The following is a 15,567-nucleotide window of genomic DNA, read 5'->3' on the forward strand; positions in this document are numbered from 1 at the left end:
ACTCTTCTAACCTAAAGCTTCCAGCGCGTTTTTGTTTTGCGTTTATTCAAAATCGCAACAGTCTCTACATGAGGTGACCATAGAAATTGATCAATAGGTATAACTTTTTCTACTATGTAACCACCCGCAGTAAGAATAGATAAGTCTCGAGACAATGTGATAGGATTGCATGAAACAGCAACTACCCGGGATATTGTTGTTTTTGCTAGTTCGCGAACCTGTTCTTCTGCACCAACGCGTGGAGGATCAAAAACAACACTATCAAAAAACTCAAGTTCCTTTGCAGAAAGTGGACGACGAAATAGATCACGTTTTTCACAAGTAACCGTTTTTAAACCAGTGGAAACACGCGCTGCCCTATCTAAATTTGCTAACGCTTTTTCATCATATTCCACGGCATGAACATTCATTTTCTTAGCCATCCGCAAAGAAAAAGTTCCTATCCCTGAAAATAAATCAACCGCATTTTTTGCTTTTTTGAAATGATCTAAAATAATATTACTTATAGCATTCTCTGCTTTGACCGTTGCCTGAAGAAAACCTCCAGATGGAAACTCAACACATATATCATCAAAATGTATTAATGGCTTTCTCCGTTCAACTAAAATCTCACCTTCAACTGATAGGCGTATAATTCCCAAAGAAAGAGCAGCACAAATCATCTCTTGACGTGTAATTTCATTTGAAATGGAGCAACCACTTAAAGAAATATCAAGCCCATTATCAACAGATGTTACTTTTATATGAAATCTCTTAGAATCACTACCTAAAACAGCGCATATTTTTCTAATATCTGATAGCCTGGAAACAATTTCTACACGAGTAATCGGACATTCTTCAACAGTTATAACCTCATGAGAATGGTAGCCGTTAAAACCAAAATCATAGCCTTTTTTATTTGCAATAGCTGTTAAAGTAATGCGCCGACGACTATGGAGCTCACATTCAATTAAAGGTGTAACATTAACATCAAGACCATATCTTTTGAGTGCATCAACAACCAATTGCCGTTTCCAGGAATGATAAGCATCAAAATGCCAATGTTGAAGGGCACATCCCCCACATTTACCAAAATGTCGGCAAAGTGCACTTACACGCTCTAGTGACTTCTCTTTTAACTCAATGAGATTCCCGTATTTACTGTGATAAAAAGCTTCAACAACCTCCCCTGGTAAAGTACAAGGAACATGAACCAAACCATGAACTGTTTTAGCAACACCATGACCGTTTGCTCCAATATGATCAATGATGACATCGCTTCTCACTCTTCTCTTTCTCCGAATAACACATATTCTAGATTACCATCACCACCTGTAATCGGAGAAGGGAGAAAACCTCTTGCTGTCCATCCTTCTTGAGTATTTAGCCAATTAAAAAGCTCTTCAGCCATTTTTTCCGCCATCAATGGATCTTTCAACATGCCACCTTTACCAATACCTCCTCGACCGACTTCAAACTGAGGCTTTACCAATAAAACGGCTTGAGCTCTCTTATTTATTAAAGATAACACAGGTGGCATAGCAAGTTTAAGAGAAATGAAACTGACATCTGATACAATAAGATCAATTTCACGATTACCTAAATGTTGTTGAGTCAAATCCCTAATATTTAATCCTTCTAATAGTGTTACCGCACTATTTTTTGATAAACGGGCATCGAATTGATTATGACCAACATCAACAGCAATAACGTGAGCTACTCCACGTTCTAAAAGAACCTCTGTAAAACCACCCGTTGATGCACCAATGTCAAGTGCAACCATTTGAGTTGTTGAAACCGGAAATGCATCCAGAGCATAAATTAGTTTTAATGCCGCACGTGAAACATAACCTCGTGCAGGATCACATACAATAATTTCTGAACTATCAGAAACCATTTTCCCAGCTTTTAAAACTATTTCTCCATCAACCTTAACTGTTCGCCGTACAATTGCATCACGTGCACGTGAACGCGTTGTAAAAAACTTTTTTTCAACTAAAAGAATATCGAGTCTCTTCATATTACGCGTAACTCTTGGATACTCTCTGCACCTTACGCCCCAGAGCAACCAAAACCGCATTAATAATACCAGTCGCATCAAGACCAATTCGTGCAAGAGTCTTATTCGGTGAACCATGATTTAAATAATCGTCTGGAAATTGTAGTGTTCGAATTTTTAAACCACGTTCTAACAATGCCTCTTGCGCTAAAAATTGCAATACATGTGCACCAAATCCACCTATTGCCCCCTCTTCAATGGTCACCAACATTTCATGTTCACGTGCCAAGCGGCGTATAAGATCTTTGTCTAAAGGCTTTGCAAATCGTGCATCTACAACAGTTATAGATAATCCCTCTGCCATCAACTCATCAGCCGCGACTAAAACCTCTGATAACCGTGTTCCAAAGCACACAAGAGCGATTTTATTTCCCTCACGCACAACACGTCCTTTACCAATTTCCAAAAGCTTTCCCCTCTGTGGCAAATCCAAACCAATGCCCTCACCACGCGGATAACGGAAAGAAATGGGGCCCTGATCATAAGCCGCTGCTGTACGTACCATGTGCATAAGTTCAATTTCATCAGATGGAGCCATCACAACAAACTGAGGAAGTGTTGCCAAGAAGACAATATCAAAACTTCCAGCATGTGTTGCACCATCTGCACCAACAAAACCAGCTCTATCAATTGCAAAGCGCACTGGCAATCTCTGAATAGATACGTCATGAACGATCTGATCGTAGGCACGTTGCAAAAAAGTGGAATAAATTGCGACAAAAGGCTTATATCCCTCACAAGCCATACCTGCGGCAAAAGTTACAGCATGTTGCTCTGCAATACCAACATCAAACATTCTCTTAGGAAACTTTTCAGCAAAAGAATCAAGACCTGTTCCTGTTGGCATAGCCGCTGTTATGCCAACAATTTTTTGATCACGGTGGGCTTCCTCTATCAAAGCCTTAGAAAATACCTTAGTATAAGAGAGGGACGTGCTTTGTGATTTAACCTGCCTTCCTGTAACAATATCAAAACGGTTAACACCATGATATTTGTCAAGCGCTTTTTCTGCAGGTATGTACCCTTTCCCTTTACATGTTACTACATGCACCAAAACAGGACCGTTAGGATGAGCATGAACATTTTTAAAAACAGGAAGTAAATGCTCAAAATTGTGACCATCTATCGGCCCAACATAATAAAAACCCAATTCATCAAATAAAGTACCTCCAACCAAAAAACCGCGCACAAACTCTTCTAAACGACGTGCTCTTTCAGAAAAAACTCGCGGTAATTTTTTACTCAACACTTTTGCTTGCTCACGTAAACTACGGTAAGAAGGACGAGAAACTAACCGTGCAAGATAAGCACTCATAGCACCCATGGGAGGAGCAATAGACATATCGTTATCATTGAGAATAACGATTAAACGCGCATCTAAAGCACCTGCATTATTCATTGCCTCATAGGCCATACCAGCAGACATAGCACCATCACCAATGACAGAAATAATATTGCGCCTCTTTTCTGATTGCAGTGCATTCGCCACTGCCATCCCAAGGCCGGCTGAAATCGACGTAGAAGAGTGGCCCGCACCAAATGGATCGTATATGCTTTCTGAACGCTTAGTAAAACCTGATAATCCTCCATCTTGACGCAATGTCCGAATTTTATTCCTACGACATGTCAAAATTTTGTGAGGATAAGTTTGGTGACCAACGTCCCAAACAATTCTATCATCAGGCGTATTAAAAATATAATGTAATGCAATGGTTAGCTCAATGACGCCTAAACCAGCACCAAGATGCCCCCCCGTTATGGAAACTGCATCTATTGTTTCAGCTCGTAGCTCATCAGCTAACTGGGCTAAATCAGACTCCGGCAACGACCGTAAATCTCGTGGCGAACTAATACAATCAAGCAGTGGCGTTAATGGCCGAGACAAAAAATCCTCCTGTGGTTATCACAATCGAAGCAATAAAGACACACCGCTCATTATTACACGCAACATACAGTACATCCCTGCAAAAATAACACACCCATTTGAGGTTACCCACAAAACCCTATTTAGAATATCAACAAAATTGCAGATTTTCCTATTAACCGAACCAATATACCAAAATTACAATGGCACTACTCAGAGTCAAGAGATGCCACACTTTCTGGAGATCCACTACTAGAAAGTTGAATTTTTTCAATCTTAGCTTCTGCTGCTTTTAACAATTTATCGCAATGATTTTTAAGAGCCTCTCCATGCTCATAAATATCGATTGACTGCTCCAATGGAACATCGCCACGCTCTAGACTCTCAACAATCATCTCAAGCTGCTTAAGCGCTTCCTCAAAACTTAATGTAGTAATATCTGTTTTTTGCGCTTCTTGTCTCATACAATCCTCACAAGCTATCTGTTCTAGATATGCTAATTCCAAAACTTTCTAGATCGGTATAGTAATGTCCTACCGGAGCATAAATAATAACAGAACTTATTCCTAAATGTTTTAAAATTTGTGCTACTAAACCGATTGGACGCCATTCTTTTTCACGCTCTATCGCCTGCATATGCCTCTCCGAACTACCTACTCCTCCCTCTGAAGCATAAATAGGAGATCGCGAATTAACACAAACAAATCCTTGACGTAAATAAATTAAAATACCACGTTTTTCCCTCTCTATCATACGTTGCGTAACAACTTTGATATCTGATGGTTGTCCTAAAATATCTTTTAAAATATCCTCGCAGTGCAAATATATAGGTATCTCTTTACCATCACCAATATCACCAAAAATAACTGCAACATGCTGAACTAACTCCCAAGGTAGCTGATAACTTTGAACAGTAGCTGAACCTAAAAACGTTTCAATGGACGTGGTTTCAATTTGCTTAATAAACATTTCTTTGCGCCAACGATAAGCAATAAGATCAGAAACTGTCAGGATATGCAGATTATTATCTTGTGCAAATTTTATAACTTCATCTCCATGTTTAACACTACCATCATCATTAACCAGCTCACCTATGACACCAATAGGTGGTAAACTAGATAATTTGCATAAATCAACGGCTGCCTCGGTGTGACCAGAACGTACAAGAACACCGTTTTCATCTGCGATTAAAGGAAAAATATGCCCTGGACGAACAAAATCATTGGCATTAGCATCAGAATTAGCAAGATTACGGACAGCCAATGCGCGATCGTGCGCTGAAATACCCGTTGTTATCCCATACTTAAAATCAACAGTAACTGTAAATTTTGTATTCTGTGGCGAATCATTATCCAAGACCATGGGAGAAAGACCAAACCGTTGTGCCTCTCGCTTCGGCATAGGCACACAGACAATACCGGATGTATGGCGAATGATAAAAGCCATTTTTTTTTCCGTACAATGCACAGCTGCAAGGATTAAATCACCCTCATTTTCACGATCATTATCATCTGTGACTACAACCATTTCACCGCTTTCAAAGGCCTCAATAGCAGAAACAACTCTTTCATGGTCATAATCCATTACTCACCTTTCAAAAATATCCAACCCGGCTACAAAACCTCAAACGATAAGGAATAATAACACAAGTAACTGCCACCTCATCTACAAAAACAAAATCCACTCTACTTTTAGTGCGTTCCTCTATCATAATATTATTGTACTCAATATCAACAGGATAACTAGAAGATCAAATAAACGAAAGGAAAATGAAACAAATCAGATAAAACGATACCCGCTTACAATTCACTACTTGAAATTTCTCTATTTCCATTCCTAAAGAGAGTAAAATTCATTACCCATTCTAACATCTCTACGTAACACATATCTTGATTAATATTTGCACTCCCTCTAGCATTCATAAGAGTATTTTCTAAAACTTTCAAAATAGCTCGTACTAATGAGGAGAACTTTTGTAAGTTTACACGTCTAACAAAGCACAACAGCGCTAACAACTTGCACAAATAAAAATCACTGTATTCTCACTTGAATATATGAAGAACAGAATAAATCAAACACGAGATGCTACACCACAAGTGCATTTCGATCATTTTCTATTTTAATAACATCTCAGTACAATAAGATCACGCTTAATAAACTTCATCCCTTAACGACAGAAATATCTGGCGCATCCACTGCCTTCATACCAATCACATTATACCCGGAATCAACATGATGAATCTCACCAGTTACAGAACGAGACAAATCTGACAAAAAATAAAGAGCGGAATTACCAACATCTTCGATTGTTACAGTGCGACGTAAAGGAGAATTATACTCATTCCACTTTAAAATATAACGAAAATCGCCAATCCCTGAAGCCGCTAATGTTTTTATCGGCCCTGCAGACACAGCATTAACACGAATATTCTTAGGTCCCAGGTCAACAGCCAAATACTTCACACTCGCCTCGAGAGCAGCCTTTGCAATGCCCATAACATTATAATGGGGAACAACCTTTTCTGCCCCATAATAGGTTAACGTCAGAATTGATCCCCCATCTGGCATCAATCTTTCTGCACGCTGCGTAAGAGCCGTCAACGAATAAACCGAAATATTCATTGTCATCATAAAATTCGATTCACTCACATCAACATAGCGGCCACTTAACTCATCTTTGTCTGAAAAGCCAATAGCGTGAACCAGAAAATCAAGCTTACCCCATTTTCTCTCTATTTCACTGAAGACCGCATCCATGGATGCCTTATCAGAAACATCACAATGACCAACAACAGACCCGTTCAATTCCGCAGCTAAAGGTTCAACACGTTTCTTCATCGCTTCACCCTGATAGGTAAAAGCAATATCTGCTCCTGCTGCACTAGCCACCTTGGCTATTCCCCAAGCGATAGAGCGACTATTCGCTAATCCTAAAATAAGACCACGCTTCCCACACAATAAACCATTACTATTCATCATTAGCACTGCCTCATTGCTACTTAAAAACCAACACCCTTATCTTGCCTATGACACAGGTTAATCTTTTCTTCAAGCAATTGGATTCAAAATAAAATTAAAATTACGCTTTTACACAATCAAAACAGTTAGCTTTTCTTCATTTCAAAAAATTTCTCCAACGCGCCATCTCCGCCCTCTGGCAACATGATGCGAACATGCACATAAAGATCATCTCTTTCCCCATTTTTTAAACGAAGCCCCCTTCCTTTCAATCGCAAAACACGATCAGAGCTCGACCAAGCGGGAATTGTCAAAACTATCTTTCCATCCAAAGTTTCAATTTCTTCTTTTGCTCCTAAAACAGCATTCTGGAGAGAAATTGGTAAATCAAAGTGCAACGCACGTCCTTCAACGCGAAAACGGGGATGCTTTTGAATATGAATAGTTACCAAAGCATCCCCAACTTGCCCATATGCAATCTCTTCTCCCTGACCTTTTAAACGGATGATTTGTCCATCCTCAACATATGCTGGCAATTTAACTTTTAACTTTTTTCCATTTGGAAAATCCACCTCTACTCTATCAGCACCAATCACCTGTTCCAGTGTTACTGAAAGATTTACCCGAATATGAGCCTCTGACTGAGACTGATTTTGGCGTGCAGAACTCGAAAAATTTTTTTCTTTTCCAAATAAATCACGAAAAATATCACCTGCATCAAAACTTGTACGGTTTGAAAAACTAAAATCAAAATTCCTTGCTCCTCCTGTAAAGGGATGTTGTCTGCTGCCGAAATGTTCTTTAGAACCGTATGCATGATGGGAAGGTTTTCCTTCCGCATCAATTTCACCGCGATCAAATTGTGCCTTTTTATCTTTATCGCCTATAATTTCATAAGCTTGATTGACTTCAGAAAATTTTTCCTTGGCTCGCGCATCACCCATATTATGATCTGGATGATACTTTTTTGCTAACCTCCTGAATGCAGACTTTATCTCTTGCGGTTTTGCGGTACGCTCCACACCTAAAACCGTGTATGGATCACGCATATTGCCCTCTCTTTAACCTTTCCATTGTTCTCAATATACACTCCTCGTGTTTAAGACAACACCTGCACAGCCCCATAAAACTATTTCAAAAGAATCACCATTCCCTATATTCATAGGTTTATAAAAGAACAAAAATGAAATAGGCTACTTTCGTACCTCAAATAAACACTATTCAGGAACTGTAATAAAAGTGCATCACTTCATTGACTTTGTGTAGTATAAGGCAGAAATATTTTATTTTACAGATAAAAAAATTGAAGCATATTGCATCTACATAAGCGGATACTCGATCATACTATGAGCACCATACCACAGATAGACGATAGTTTTATACAAGAACACGATCCTTTTGTTCTTTTTGCACAATGGCTTAAAGAAGCTACAGCAAGTGAACTTAATGACCCTAATGCCATGGCATTAGCAACCGTCGATGAAACAGGTCTACCCAATGTTCGCATCGTCCTCCTTAAAAATTTCAGTCCTGAAGGATTTGTCTTTTATACAAACTATAAAAGTTGTAAGGGACAAGAAATTTTAAAATCAATGAAAGCATCCCTAGCTTTTCACTGGAAGTCTCTGCGCCGCCAGGTAAGAATTAGAGGTATTGTTGAAAAAACCACTTCTGAAGAGGCAGATGCATATTTTCAATCGCGGCCACGTGAAAGCCAAATTGGTGCATGGGCTTCTCAACAATCTCAGCCACTGGAAAGTAGGCTCTTCCTTGAAAAATCTGCTGCTCGATACACTGCACATTATGCAACCAAAACTGTCCCACGACCACCTCATTGGTCTGGATTCCGTATCAAGCCTCTTTTCATGGAATTTTGGTGTGACCGCTTATTTCGTTTACACGATCGCTTACTTTTCACACGCAATTCCACTGAAAAAAACGACTGGACAAAGCAACAACTCTACCCATAGTAGAGCCATAACTTTGCATTTTACGAAGTAGGTTTGCTCTGAAATGCAAAGAAAAATTGTTTTTTACTTTTTGTAAAATCATCAAGAAAAATGTAGTGCCCAAAAAATACCACCACAGACGAGACCTAAAAAGATAAAAAAGCCAACACATGAATTAGATTTGAAAAGCTTTAAGCACTGCTCAGCATTATCTATATCGAGAATTCTAATTTGGATAAACATGTGTACACTAGCACATAAAAGCCCTAGAAAACTAACAGCAGGAAGATTTGCCAGACAAAATGCTAAACCAACCAGTATTATAAAGCCACCATATAACACTACCAGTGCACATTTAGTATTCTTCCCGAAAAGAAGTGCCGTAGAGCGCACACCTACAACAGCATCATCCTTTCTATCCTGATGCGCATAAATTGTATCATATCCGATCGTCCAGAAGATTGATCCCACGTAAAGTGCAATCGGAGCCCAACTTAAACTTCCATGCACAACAGCCCACCCCATCAATGCTCCCCAATTAAATGCAATCCCTAGAAAAAGTTGTGGCCAATCTGTCACACGTTTCATAAAAGGATACAGAGCAACCGCTATCAATGATGAAATACCCAAATAAAAACTGAACTTATTGAACTGTAATAAAACAGCTAATCCTACAAAACATTGCACTAATATGAAAATTTTTGCTTGAAAACGACTCACTCTGCCTGCAGGTAAAGGGCGAGAGCGTGTACGCTCTATTTGCGAATCAATTTCCTGATCAATGAGGTCATTCCAAGTGCACCCCGCTCCTCGCATAGCAACAGATCCTACAAAAAAAAGGAAAAGATACCACCCCCAGTGGAATATAGCCGTCACAAGAGGTAGGCTCTGCGTTTCGTAAGAAAGAAAAGCCATAGTTGCTGACCAAAAACAAGGCCACATCAATAATTTCCATCCAATAGGCCTATCCCAGCGTGCTAACTGAGCATAAAGCTCAAAAGAAGGTGGAAGAAAATTATATATCCACTGTTTAACGGAGGTATTCACAGCTTATTCCTTTTTTGCATAAGTTTGAATCTCTTTAATATTGTCGTTTTTTTCATCAAATGGCTATACCTTTTTCCTTGCAGTAAAGAGATTTCATTCTTATGATCAAAAAACCAGTTTCATATTTTATGATAGGGACAAAACCATGAATGTTCTTCTTATTGGATCAGGCGGACGGGAACACGCTTTAGCATGGAAAATAGCAGAATCACCTCTCCTCACAAAATTATATTGTGCCCCTGGAAACCCTGCGACAATGAAATTCGGTGAAAATGTTGTCTTGGACATCGATAACCATCCACTTATCATTTCTTTTTGCAAAGAGCGCCTCATTGATCTTGTTGTCGTTGGACCAGAAGCACCATTGGTTGCAGGAATAACAGACTCCCTAAACGCTGCCAATATCTGTGTATTTGGACCTACTCAAAAAGCTGCTCAATTAGAAGGATCAAAAAGTTTTTCAAAGGACCTTTGTTATAAAAATAATATCCCCACGAGCATCTATCAATGCTTTAATGATGCTCAAAAGGCAAAATCTTATATCCGTGAACGAGGTGTTCCTATTGTTATTAAAGCTGATGGTTTAGCCTCAGGAAAAGGGGTTGTTGTTGCAATGACCTTAGAAGAAGCATTCAATGCAGTTGATGCATGCTTTGAAGGTGTGTTTGGCTCTGCAGGAAAAAAGATTGTCGTTGAAGATTTTCTCGAAGGGGAAGAGGTAAGCTTTTTCTGTCTTTGTGATGGTAATATTGCTATTCCTTTCGGGTCTGCACAAGACCATAAACGCGTTGGTGATGGAGACACAGGACCAAATACAGGTGGTATGGGAGCTTATTCACCAGCTCCCATTATGACTTCACAAATGATGGAGCAGACACTCAACAATATTGTTAAACCAGCTCTTAATGGCATGGCCGAAATGGGAGCACCTTTTAAGGGAATTCTCTTCTTTGGATTGATGATAACCCAAATAGGACCACAACTAATTGAATTTAACGTACGCTTCGGTGACCCTGAATGCCAAGTTTTAATGATGCGCCTCGAAGAGGACATTTTACCACTTTTTCTTGCTGCAGCCCAAGGAAATCTTAAAAATAAACATATTCAGTGGTCCGAAAATGCTTCCTTAACAGTTGTCATGGCTGCAGAAGGCTACCCTGATTCTCCTCAAAAAGGGAGTATTATTCGAAATATCGATAAAGCAGATAAACTTCCTATGGTAAAGGTATTTCAAGCTGGAACTGCTTTACACAATGGAGAACTTATTGCTAACGGTGGACGTGTTTTAAATATAACTGCAATAGGAAAAAATATTGCTCAAGCACAAAAATATGCTTATGATGCTGTCGATTGTATAGATTGGAAACAGGGTTTTGTGCGTCGGGATATAGGATGGCGTGCTGTCACGGGAAAAAAGCGCACCCTTGAAGAAGAGACTCAAGGATAAACTCTTCGTTGTCAATCATTTAGCAAAAAGGCTATTCATTTTAAATTAAAATATGAAAAGCATGCAAATGCATTGGTATTCTATTTTCCATTAAAAAATAATCGAACATTTCCATGAAATTCCACTTCTCTAAGTAGTATACCGATATTGTAACCTAGATGCCCTACAAATAACCAAAATACACAAAGGATACAAATATATCGTGAACTCAGACAGCACCACATAGTATAAAAATATTTTTGATTTCTAAATATAACGCCATAAGCCAATGATTTGCATTTGTATAATTTCTACTATCGTATTTTGCAACATAACATACAGGCTTGTTATCCAAAACTACAGGGATCTGCAATTTTTCTTAAATGAAAATTAAAATCGAAAAACACTCAAAAACAAGAGATATCTTTCATGCAATCAGAAAGGCACAAACCACGCTATGGTAGAATAGCCTTATGATCAATTACCAAACGCACACCTAACCAACGATCACAATTAATGACAAAACGTTTGTGAACAAGAGGATGCGATGTCATGCTAAAAAATTGGCGTAAAGTAAAGCGATCTTCAACAGCAGTAATGCTACCATCTTCATTAATCATAAGCATAGGAAGACTATAAGTATCTGCCCATAATCGCCAATCCAACAGCACACTGCTCAAGTCTCTAGACATTAAAAGCGGAATGCAAGCTTCCTCGTCAGCATGAAACAATTCTAATGTAACAGCTTTCTCCCCTGAAAGAGTTTTTATTACGCGGGTAGCAATTCCCTTAAAATGGCAAACCGGTATCAAATGTGATAAATTTGAAGGAGTCTCGATTTTTAAGAATACACTTTGCTCATTTAATGAGCAAAACATTTGATTTCCAGTTTTTGATGCAAGATACCTTGTTGTTTGTGGTAAACGACACGGATTCAACCTAAATTCAAATCCTATTCTTTCTTGCCCCAAGCATTGATTTACCATAACATATTATTCCCTCTATTGATCTCAGAGGGATATATAACAACCTTTTCTCATCAAATTATTAAAAGACTAAGCAAAAAATTTTATTTTTAAATTACAAAATTTTGCCAGGATTCATAATCCCTAATGGATCAAAAATTTTTTTAATAGATTGCATAATTTCTAGGGAAATAGATGACTTAAAAGCACGTAACTCAGTTTTCTTAAGCTGGCCGATCCCATGTTCAGCAGAAAATGACCCCTGATAATGCATAACCAAACAATAAATATGGTGATTCATTTGTGACCATAATTTTAAAAAATCTGAAGGATCACTCCCTACAGGCTGCATAACATTGTAGTGAAGATTACCATCGCCCATATGACCAAAACAAACAACTTGAGCATCCGGCACCATTTCTTTGATAATGAGAGCAGCATCCCTAATAAAATCAGGAATAGACGCAATAGGAATCGAAATGTCATGCTTAATAGACTGTCCTACCGATTTCTGTGCAAGTGACATACTTTCACGTAGCTGCCAAAAAAAATCTCTTTGTCTCAATGATTGTGCAATAACTGCATCATCTAAAATATTATCTTCAAATGCTTTTTCCAAGATAATACCCAACACTGACAAAGCATCGTCATCACTGCGCATTGATGTGACATCAATTAAAACATACCATTCATGCTCATGACTAAAAGGAGACAGATCACACTTTTTATAATTTAAGGCCATCTGCAAACTTATCTTATCCATCAATTCAAACGCAGTTAACAAAAAGCCTCCATAGCATTGACAAATAGATAAAAATTCCAAAGCATTAGCAGGACTATTCAAACCGACAAAAGCAACAGCTCTCCCTTTAGGTTTTGAAAAAATCTTCAATACTGCTGCAGTAATAACCCCTAAGGTCCCTTCTGCACCAATAAAAAGATCTTTTAGATCATAGCCTCTATTATCCTTTCTAACAAAACGCAAATCATCCAAAATACGCCCATCAGGCAAAACAACTTCCAAACCAAGACAAAGATCGCGCATATTACCGTAAGCTAAAACAGCTGTTCCTCCAGCATTAGACGAGAGGTTTCCTCCTATTTGACAAGAACCTTCCGATCCCATAGAAAGAGGAAACAGACGCCCCATTTCGTCTGCTTTTTCTTGTAAATCACGCAAGACAACACCCGCCTCTACCACAGCGTAATTTCCTTCAATATCCAACGTTCGTATCTTATTTAAACGTTCCATTGACAAGATAACACTACATCCGCTTTCATCTGGTTGTTGAGCTCCTACAAGGCCTGTATTGCCACCTTGAGGAACAATCGGCGTGCGTGTTTGGCTAGCCAAACGCATAATGGATGCAATCTCCACTGTAGATGATGGACGCAAAAGCAGTGACGTTTTTCCATGAAAAAGCCCTCTATTTTCGCGCAAATACGGCGCAATTAGTGTTTGATCTGTTATAGCATGTGCAGAACCAACAATTTCACTGAAACACCTAATTAAATCCTGTTCCATCTACTTTTCCTTTTGGAGCTGCTGCACGCATTAAGCGATCATTAATGGCTTCACCTAATCCGTAAGATGGAATGGGCTCCACTGCAATGGATTTTACCTTAAATAAATCCAATCTTCTCATATACTGGAAAAGGTTAAATGCAGCTTCATTTAACTGACCGCTCTCGCTGAGGTTCAAAATAGCCACAGCATTTTCAACACCAAAAATGCGCTTAGGTCCAAAAGCCAAAAGAGCTTCGCCACTATCTACTTCCTGTGCATTCAAACGTACCGAAGCATTTGGAGCGTAGTGTGATTGTAACATTCCGGGAGCTTCAACTGCAGCACATTGGTCTATTCTCTTTAAGGACTTTCCAGTTACGTCCTCAATATCCTTAGAAGCTACTCCCCCTGGACGCAAGAGATATATATTCTCACCACAAATTTTAATGATTGTTGATTCAAGGCCTATTTTTGAAGGCCCCCCATCAATAATTAAAGGGATCTCTTCTCCTAAAGAAGCAAAAACAGATCCAGCTGAAGTGGGACTTAAATACCCCGATCTATTAGCACTAGGGGCAGCTAAAGGACGACCTAAATATCGGATAATTTCTGAAAAACAACCACATGGAAAACGAACTGCTAATGTATCGAGACCAGAAGTTACCAGGGGGTGAATATCATGATGACGCTTTAAAGGCAAAACAAATGTTAAAGGACCAGGCCAAAATTCTTCCATCAACTGACGTGAAATCAAATCAATCTCAACATAACATTCTGCCATTGCAATACTACTTACATGAGCGATAAGAGGATTAAATTGTGGTCGCTTTTTTACAGCAAAAATAGAAGCCACAGCCTTACCATTAGTTGCATCACCTGCTAACCCATAAACAGTTTCTGTTGGTATGGCGACTAATCGACCCTGTTTTAAGAATGCAACAGCCTCTTTCATCGAAGTGTCATTAAAATGTAAAATTGTCATGAAACGTCTTCCCTATAATGCCCTTTAATCGGGGAAAAACTATAACGATGCAATCCTGCGATAGGACCTGATGCGGCAATGGCCTCACGATGAGCAATCGTTGCATAGCCAACATGTTTTTCTAAACCGTAACCTTGATAAATTTGTCCTGCATATTTCATCATCCGATCACGAGTTACCTTAGCAACGATAGATGCTGCTGCAATTGAAACAGAACTCTGATCCCCCTTAACTAAAGCGATTGCAGGACATGGCAAACAAGGAGGAATATCACACCCATCAATCAGTGCATAATGAGCAGGAATCGCAAGTCCCATTATACAACGCCGCATTGCTTCTAAAGTTGCCTTTCTAATATCATATTGATCAATTTTACGAGCACAGATGCTAGAAATGGAAATTGCAAATGCATTTTTTACAATCTCATGATGAAGTTCATTGCGCCTTTGAATAGAAAGTTTTTTTGAATCATTTAACCCACTGGGAATATGATTTTTGTCTAAAATAACTGCTGCTGTTACTACTGGACCAGCTAAAGGACCACGCCCAACCTCATCAACGCCTGCAATATAACGAAAGCCTTGATTCTGTAGACTTAATTCATATGAAAAATTTGGTTGAGATAACAAATTAAACATACCTGACATAATAATAAAAATTATACGATATCTGTTTATTCTCGCACCACCACTTATTTTCTGCAAGTCCTACAAAAATTAATAACTATTTTCTCCTAAGTAGTTCACATACTACTTTTATTTTCAAAAGATTTTGAAAATCGTAGTTTATTATTTGTGCCATCAGCGTGTGCGAATATGATACCGATCACTC

General features: G+C 38.8%; 14 protein-coding genes. 2 read left to right on the forward strand and 12 right to left on the reverse strand.

Features of this window, described 5'->3' with window-relative positions:
- Positions 1-11 precede the first annotated feature (11 nt).
- From PU02_RS05975 to PU02_RS06005, 7 genes are all read right to left on the reverse strand, one after another.
- Positions 12-1,265 (reverse strand): class I SAM-dependent RNA methyltransferase, encoded by a 1,254-nt coding sequence (locus tag PU02_RS05975; RefSeq protein ID WP_053944507.1) that lies wholly within the window; start codon positions 1,263-1,265, stop codon positions 12-14.
- Positions 1,262-1,999, reverse strand: a complete 738-nt coding sequence (locus PU02_RS05980; protein WP_053944508.1) for a TlyA family RNA methyltransferase — start codon at positions 1,997-1,999, stop codon at positions 1,262-1,264. The genes PU02_RS05975 and PU02_RS05980 overlap by 4 nt, the downstream gene beginning before the upstream one ends.
- A gap of 1 nt (position 2,000) precedes the next feature.
- The gene (gene dxs / locus PU02_RS05985; RefSeq protein ID WP_053944509.1) at positions 2,001-3,923 is read right to left on the reverse strand and encodes a 1-deoxy-D-xylulose-5-phosphate synthase; all 1,923 of its coding nucleotides are present in this window, start codon (positions 3,921-3,923) and stop codon (positions 2,001-2,003) included.
- A gap of 188 nt (positions 3,924-4,111) precedes the next feature.
- Entirely contained in the window at positions 4,112-4,366 is a 255-nt protein-coding gene (locus PU02_RS05990) for an exodeoxyribonuclease VII small subunit (RefSeq protein WP_053944510.1), read from the reverse strand.
- Between the two features lie 7 nt (positions 4,367-4,373).
- Entirely contained in the window at positions 4,374-5,486 is a 1,113-nt protein-coding gene (gene ribB, locus PU02_RS05995; RefSeq protein ID WP_053944511.1) for a 3,4-dihydroxy-2-butanone-4-phosphate synthase, read from the reverse strand.
- A gap of 576 nt (positions 5,487-6,062) precedes the next feature.
- Positions 6,063-6,881 (reverse strand): enoyl-ACP reductase FabI, encoded by an 819-nt coding sequence (gene fabI, locus PU02_RS06000; RefSeq protein ID WP_053944512.1) that lies wholly within the window; start codon positions 6,879-6,881, stop codon positions 6,063-6,065.
- A 125-nt stretch (positions 6,882-7,006) separates the two neighbouring features.
- Positions 7,007-7,909 carry a DnaJ C-terminal domain-containing protein gene (locus PU02_RS06005; protein WP_053944513.1) on the reverse strand — a complete coding sequence of 301 codons (903 nt, stop codon included), beginning with the start codon at positions 7,907-7,909 and terminating at the stop codon, positions 7,007-7,009.
- Between the two features lie 297 nt (positions 7,910-8,206).
- Between PU02_RS06005 and pdxH the strand changes: the two genes are divergently transcribed.
- A complete protein-coding gene (gene pdxH / locus PU02_RS06010) occupies positions 8,207-8,830 on the forward strand; it encodes a pyridoxamine 5'-phosphate oxidase (RefSeq protein WP_053944514.1) in 624 nt (207 codons plus the stop codon).
- Between the two features lie 81 nt (positions 8,831-8,911).
- Here pdxH and ubiA read toward each other — a convergent pair whose 3' ends face one another.
- Positions 8,912-9,856 carry a 4-hydroxybenzoate octaprenyltransferase gene (gene ubiA / locus PU02_RS06015; RefSeq protein WP_144417881.1) on the reverse strand — a complete coding sequence of 315 codons (945 nt, stop codon included), beginning with the start codon at positions 9,854-9,856 and terminating at the stop codon, positions 8,912-8,914.
- Between the two features lie 145 nt (positions 9,857-10,001).
- Between ubiA and purD the strand changes: the two genes are divergently transcribed.
- Complete coding sequence (gene purD, locus PU02_RS06020) at positions 10,002-11,303, forward strand: phosphoribosylamine--glycine ligase (RefSeq protein ID WP_053944515.1); 1,302 nt, start codon at positions 10,002-10,004, stop codon at positions 11,301-11,303.
- 434 nt (positions 11,304-11,737) lie between these two features.
- Here the strand turns inward: purD and PU02_RS06025 are convergent, their stop codons facing one another.
- The 4 genes from PU02_RS06025 to PU02_RS06040 all read right to left on the reverse strand — a co-directional run bounded on the left by PU02_RS06025 (position 11,738) and on the right by PU02_RS06040 (position 15,374).
- Positions 11,738-12,268, reverse strand: coding sequence for a DUF6101 family protein (locus tag PU02_RS06025; protein ID WP_053944516.1), 531 nt, complete (start codon positions 12,266-12,268; stop codon positions 11,738-11,740).
- A gap of 94 nt (positions 12,269-12,362) precedes the next feature.
- Positions 12,363-13,772: an FAD-binding oxidoreductase gene (locus tag PU02_RS06030; RefSeq protein WP_053944517.1), complete on the reverse strand. Its 1,410-nt coding sequence runs from the start codon at positions 13,770-13,772 to the stop codon at positions 12,363-12,365.
- Positions 13,753-14,736 carry an L-threonylcarbamoyladenylate synthase gene (locus tag PU02_RS06035; protein ID WP_053944518.1) on the reverse strand — a complete coding sequence of 328 codons (984 nt, stop codon included), beginning with the start codon at positions 14,734-14,736 and terminating at the stop codon, positions 13,753-13,755. Before PU02_RS06035 ends, PU02_RS06030 begins: the two co-directional genes overlap by 20 nt.
- Complete coding sequence (locus PU02_RS06040) at positions 14,733-15,374, reverse strand: ribonuclease HII (protein WP_053944687.1); 642 nt, start codon at positions 15,372-15,374, stop codon at positions 14,733-14,735. Before PU02_RS06040 ends, PU02_RS06035 begins: the two co-directional genes overlap by 4 nt.
- Between the last annotated feature and the right edge of the window lie 193 nt (positions 15,375-15,567).

The sequence above is a fragment of the Bartonella ancashensis genome, assembly GCF_001281405.1.
Lineage (GTDB): Bacteria > Pseudomonadota > Alphaproteobacteria > Rhizobiales > Rhizobiaceae > Bartonella > Bartonella ancashensis.